A 6,036-nucleotide genomic window follows, 5' to 3' on the forward strand; every position below is an offset into this window, starting at 1 on the left:
CTCTTTCACGACACATTCTTATCATAGTATAACCCCACCTTCCTGTCAACAACTTTTTTGCGAGGGATCCGAGAAAATATGGTCTTCGATTATCCCCACTGCTTTGTTAAATGTCCATTTTTTCCCCTGTTATTCCCGTCCCGCAAGGCAATGCGGGATAAACTCCAGCGGGGATCTTCAAACCAAATTTCTCATACAGACTTCTCCAAATAGCCAATGAAAGGAGGCTATTTTTCGGACATTTTGTTAGGTCTTCCCCCAACTTCATATAGAAGGAGCTTGCCATTGGAAAGGCGAGCCTCCATCTGGTTTAGAGTTCGGCAAAGCTGTATTTGTGCAGCTTGGAATCTAGTACCTTGTCAAGCTTGCTTTAATGGGTTCGTCTTTTGTAAGGGTAACCCTTATGATTGCTTATTTGGGTAATTATTTAACCCTTCGGCATAAAGACAAGCACTAACAGACAAATTCTATCTTGACAAGGCTGTAGGGGCGCGTTGCAACGTGCCCTTACAGTAGGGGCAATTCGCGAATCGTCCTTGCAAAAGGAGGAGGTAGGGGCGAATAATTATTCGCCCCTACTAAAGAGACTCTACCCATAAATACTAACGTGACAAGGCACTAGGGATACAGGTCGCAAGAGTTTGGTTTAAAATGTTCTAAAGGGGCTTGGACCGAGTTGTCTTATGGTTTCGGTCATCTCTTTAGCCACCTGGGCAAACCTCGGCCCCTCTGAGGCCGAGACCCACTCTAATCGGAAACGTTCAGGCTCGATACCAAAGTCCTCAACCATAAGCCGGATGGCCTCGGCCCTGGCCATAGCCTTCAGGTTACCCTCCAGATAATGGCAGTCCCCCGGGTGACATCCACAGATAAGCACCCCATCAGCCCCCTTGGTGAGGGCATCTATTACCAAATTGGGATGCACCATACCAGAGCACATCACTCGAATTATCCTGAGAGTCGGTGGGTACTGGAGCCTGGATACGCCGGCCAGGTCGGCGCCGGCATAGCTGCACCAATTGCAACAGAAGGCCAGGATTAAAGGCTCAAAACCGTCTGTCATTGCTACACCTCTATTGGTAAGTATTCTGTAAACTCTCGACGCTTTAAACCAGATAGGTCAAGGGTTCCACTCCTCGGATCAAGTTTTATATACCACTCCTCCATACAAAGCACCCCAATAATAGCATCTATTGGCCCAAGTTCTGTTTGGCCAAGTTCATCAATTCTATCCATATACCTTCACCCCATATCTCTCTGTCACATATTAAAAAAATCAGTGTTTCATCCGTGTCCATCTGTGGCTGAATAGTTACTAAGTTTTTTCTAAAAACCAGTATCGAAGGAAATCCTTGGAGACAGATAGGACTTTTTCTGCCTTTTTTATGGCATCTTGGGCATCTTCTTCCTCATATTCTTCAGACGGTTGCCATAAACTATCATCTCTTATCCCTGGATATCGGCTAAGACTGACCTCGGGTTCTATCCCCTCTGATATCTCTGCTATCTTTAGGAGCTTTTCTTTCCATGGCTCTGATAGGTCTTCTTTATTAAGGATTTCTATAAGCATCTCACCCACAAAATGTGTCTTCTGAAAAATACCAAAGGTGACAAGGACTGTCTTTATACATTTCTCTATCGCCTGTTGAGAATGATAAACAGATTTATCATAAAAGGCCTCTTCCATCAATTTCTTGGCTATTAGATAATCTCTTTCTCCATCTTTAAACATAGCCATAGCAAAGTCTTTATTGGTTATCTTTGAGAGATAAGTAGCAACTCTGGATTTAACAGGGAATCTCCAGCCATCCCTTATTCTCTTTATTTCCTTTATCTTTATATAATCCTTTGTTTCATTAATCAGTGTAGTTAAGAGATTATTTTTGTCTAATATGATGATTCCATCTTCGGATATATCCAGAAAAAGGGGATTATGGTTTTTAAAGTTTGAAATAACCTCTTGAGAGGTAAACAAAAGGATATCAAATCCTACCGTAGGAAGAGACCCCTTTAGATGAATTATTTCATCTCCCCTTCTATGTCGTTTTGGATTAATTCCATCAGCCACAATGAGGAGATCAAAGTCCGAATAGGGTGTAGCCTTTCCCTTTACCCTTGAGCCAAAGGCAATCGCCCCTATAATACTAAAAGGTAATAGAGCCTTCTCTAAGGCCGCTTTAATCTCGGTAAAAATTTCCATTGACAACGCATCCCCATTTATCTGGTTATGTTACCTGCAATTCGACCCCTTTGGTCCTAATCTCATAAATCAATGGAACCCACGTATCTTCTCTTCAATTCTATCCTTGCCAAAATCCTCTGACACCACAGCGATATCTATGCCACTGTATTCTGTATGTTTACCTGTTGCATAAGAACCATAAAGAATGACCTTATTAGTCCTGATGTTCTCCTTTGCGAGGGCCTCAACGAATCTCTTTATTAATTTTAGAATTGACTGCTCAACCACTTGTAAACCTCTCTTATCTATTTTATCTTCCGGATGGTAAATTCCCTGGTGCATAAGAATCTACAACCAAATTCCTGTTAGTTGTTAGTACTCCTATACTGTTGTTTCCAACGCTGCTTCAACCATAGCTTGTAGCATCTCAAGTTTAAACCCTTTCACATAAATCCCCTTCTTGGGACAGGTGGCCATGCAGACCCCACAGCCCTTGCACTTGGATTCATCCGACTCCACCGTCTTCTTGATCGCCCCATTCTTCATATACTCAATTAGGGTAAGGGCCTTGTAAGGACAGGGATCGATACAATAGGCACAGCCGTCACAGTTCTCATCGACCACAAAGGAGAGGGTGGCCTCAAGGGTGATCTCATCCTTGGAGATGATGGTGGTCGCCCGACCCGCCGCACTACTGGCCTGGGAGATTGACTCGGGAATATCCTTGGGTGAATGGCATAGCCCGGCCATATATATACCCTCGGTGGCAAAGTCCACCGGTCTAAGTTTCATATGGGCCTCTAAGAAGAAGCCATTCTGATCCAAGGGGATCTTAAACATCTGGCCGATCTCCTTATTCTCGGGGTTGGGGATAATAGCGGCACTTAAGACTACCAGGTCGGGATTGATGGTCAGTCTCCTCTGGAGAATAGGATCGAATACCTCCACCTCTAATAGGGAATCTTCGACCCCTCTGTTAATCCTCACCTCTGGTCTTCGGTCTTCATCATACCGGATGAATAACACCCCTTCTTCCCTGGCCTTGGCGTAGTAAATCTCTTTGAATCCATAGCTCCTTATATCCCGATAGAGGATGTAGACATTCGTCTTCGCAGAGATCTCTTTGATCTTTAAGGCATTCTTGAGGGCCTGGTTGCAGCAGAGTCTGGAGCAGTAAGGACGACCTTCTTCTCGGGATCCCACACACTGAATCATCACTACAGATGAGAGGTTTAAAGAGCCTCTATCCGCCGCGAGTCTCTCTTCCAGCTCTCGTTGGGTGATGATCCGAGAATCCTCGCCGTAAAGGTATTCTGTCGGTTTATACTCCGCTGCTCCCGTAGCCACAATAACCACACCATGGTCAATCTGTCTTGTTTCATCTTTAGTCCTAATCTCTAAGCTAAAATTACCGAAGGACCCTTCTACCTTCAGAATGGAGGCATTCACATGTACCTCGATATTCTTAGACCGCTTTACATCATCTATCATCCCTTTAAGCATCTCTCTGGGATTGCTACCATCGAGGAGATAATGGATATGCCTCAGATTACCTCCAAGTTCGGCCTCCTTTTCCACCAGAGACACCTTAAACCCCCCATCTGCCAGATCAAGGGCGGCCCTCATTCCCGAGATCCCTCCACCGATAACCAGGGCATTATGATTTACCTTCAGGATCTTTCCATAGAGTGGTTCTAAGAGGCGTGATTTGGCTACGGCTATTCGGACTAAGTCCTTGGCCTTTCGGGTAGCCTTCTCTGGCTCATTCATATGGACCCAGGAGCATTGATCGCGGATGTTGGCCATCTCAAAGAGATAGGGATTCAGCCCCGCATCCCGGCAGGTCTCCCGGAATAGTGGCTCATGTGTCCTTGGGGTGCAACTGGCCACAATCACCCGATTGAGCCTCTCCTCCTTTACCTTCTCTTTGATCTTTTTCTGGGTGTCCTCAGAACAGGTATAGAGATTGTTTTCGGCATAGACTACATTGGCCAGGGTCTTGGCATATTCCACGACCGAGGGAATATCGACTACTCCTCCAATGTTTATTCCACAATGACAGATAAATACGCCGATTCGCGGCTCCTGGCCACTGACATCGCTCTCTGGGGGATAGGTCTTTTTTAGGACCTCAGTCCCTCGGGTCTCGGCCAGTAAGACCCCTGCCTTTGAGGCCGCACCCGAGCCCTGCATAACCGTCTCGGGAATATCCTTTGGGCCCTGGAACGCCCCGGCGACAAATATGCCCGGCCGGGTTGTCTCCACTGGTGAAAATTCGGGAGTCCTGGCAAAGCCAAACTGATTCAGTCTTATCCCCAGCCTCTTAGCTAAGGACTTCATCTCTTCATTAGGACGAAGGCCGATGGATAAGATGACTAAATCGAACTCCTCCTTGAGAATCTTACCGAACTCACTGGTGTAACGCAGGATCAGATTATGGTCTTTCACCTCTTTGAGACCAGCGACCCGCCCCTTGACAAACTTGACCCCATACTCATCCCTTGCCCGACGGTAGTACTCCTCAAATCCCTTACCGTATGTGCGCACATCCATATAGAAGATGGTAGTCTCTAAGCCAGTCTGGGCATGCTCCTTGGCGATGATCGCCTCTTTAATGGCATAGGTGCAACAGACCGATGAGCAGTAGTGACTATCGACCTGGCAGTCACGAGAGCCGACACACTGGATAAAGGCCACATGCCTCGGTTCTTTACCATCCGATAACCGCTGGAGGTGTCCGGCAAATGGACCGGAGGCCGAGAGGATCCGTTCAAGTTCTAAGCTGGTTATAACATTCTTGTATCTTCCATAGCCGTATTCATACTTCAGTCTGGGGTTAAATTTATCGAATCCCGGGACAAGGATGATGGAGCCTACATCCAGCTCGATCTTAGACTCCTTCTGTTCATAATCAATAGCCCCGGCCTCGCAGACATCCTGGCAGATACCGCATTTATCCTTGAGGATATGGACACAGTAGTCTTTGTCGATCACTGGCCAGTTGGGAACGGCCTGGGGATAAGAGACATAGATGGGAGAACGTCTTCTCAGTCCTTCATCGAATTCGGATAGGAGGGGGATAGCTCGGGCCTTGGAGATATCTTCAATCTTAATCCTTCCGGTAGGGCAGATGGAGATACAAGCCCCGCAGGTCTGGCATATATCAGAGAGGGTATCGAATGGAGGGGTTACCTCCCGGTCTGATCCCCGGTTGACGAAGCTGACTACACCAATGCCCATCCGTTCCTGGCATATCCGGACACATAAGCCACACAAGGTGCAATCCTTATTCTTTAGCCTGACCCTCGGCTGGGTGACCCCCAGCTCTTTAGCCAATTCCTGTAACCGTAAAGAAGATGGCACTCGGGCCAATAATAGCTCGGCGACTATGCGCCGGGCCTTTATGACCCTTTCCGAATGGGTCTTGATGACCAATCCCTCCTGAGCTGGGTAAAGACAGGAGGCGGAAAGCCACGATCTTCCTCCGGCGCTAATCTCGACGATACATAAACGGCAGGCCCCATAGGGCGAGAGGGCCTTATGATAGCAGAGGGTAGGGATATTTATATTCAGACCCCTGGCCGCCTCCAGTAGGGTTGTCCCTTCTTCTACCTGTATCTTCTGGTCATTGATAGTTAGGCTGATCATCTTTTAATAGTTCTTTTTTGGAGGCAAAAATATTCGTCATTCTTCTTTGTCATATTTATTCTTTGCCTTTATATAACTTAATATCGTAACTACTCAGCCACCACATATTGATTTTGAAGCTTACAGAACACAATATATTGTGGTTCGTCTCCTTTTATAGGTTGCATAGAAAGCCGTTTTTTAGGAATTTTAGCTAACTTTTAAAC

Annotated in this window: 5 protein-coding genes; all 5 read right to left on the bottom strand. The window is 46.4% G+C overall.

The window, feature by feature from the left end; all coding sequences use genetic code 11:
- Positions 1 to 646: 646 nt before the first annotated feature.
- The gene (locus tag AB1797_12530; GenBank protein MEW5768421.1) at positions 647 to 1,063 is read right to left on the bottom strand and encodes a hydrogenase iron-sulfur subunit; all 417 of its coding nucleotides are present in this window, start codon (positions 1,061 to 1,063) and stop codon (positions 647 to 649) included.
- Between the two features lie 2 nt (positions 1,064 to 1,065).
- Positions 1,066 to 1,236, bottom strand: coding sequence for a hypothetical protein (locus AB1797_12535; GenBank protein MEW5768422.1), 171 nt, complete (start codon positions 1,234 to 1,236; stop codon positions 1,066 to 1,068).
- Between the two features lie 79 nt (positions 1,237 to 1,315).
- Positions 1,316 to 2,200: a HEPN domain-containing protein gene (locus AB1797_12540; GenBank protein ID MEW5768423.1), complete on the bottom strand. Its 885-nt coding sequence runs from the start codon at positions 2,198 to 2,200 to the stop codon at positions 1,316 to 1,318.
- A 69-nt stretch (positions 2,201 to 2,269) separates the two neighbouring features.
- Positions 2,270 to 2,524 (bottom strand): nucleotidyltransferase domain-containing protein, encoded by a 255-nt coding sequence (locus AB1797_12545; protein MEW5768424.1) that lies wholly within the window; start codon positions 2,522 to 2,524, stop codon positions 2,270 to 2,272.
- 39 nt (positions 2,525 to 2,563) lie between these two features.
- On the bottom strand, positions 2,564 to 5,830 hold the full coding sequence (locus AB1797_12550) for an FAD-dependent oxidoreductase (protein ID MEW5768425.1): 3,267 nt from the start codon (positions 5,828 to 5,830) through the stop codon (positions 2,564 to 2,566).
- Between the last annotated feature and the right edge of the window lie 206 nt (positions 5,831 to 6,036).

Source organism: bacterium (genome assembly GCA_040753085.1).
Classification (GTDB): domain Bacteria; phylum UBA9089; class JASEGY01; order JASEGY01; family JASEGY01; genus JASEGY01.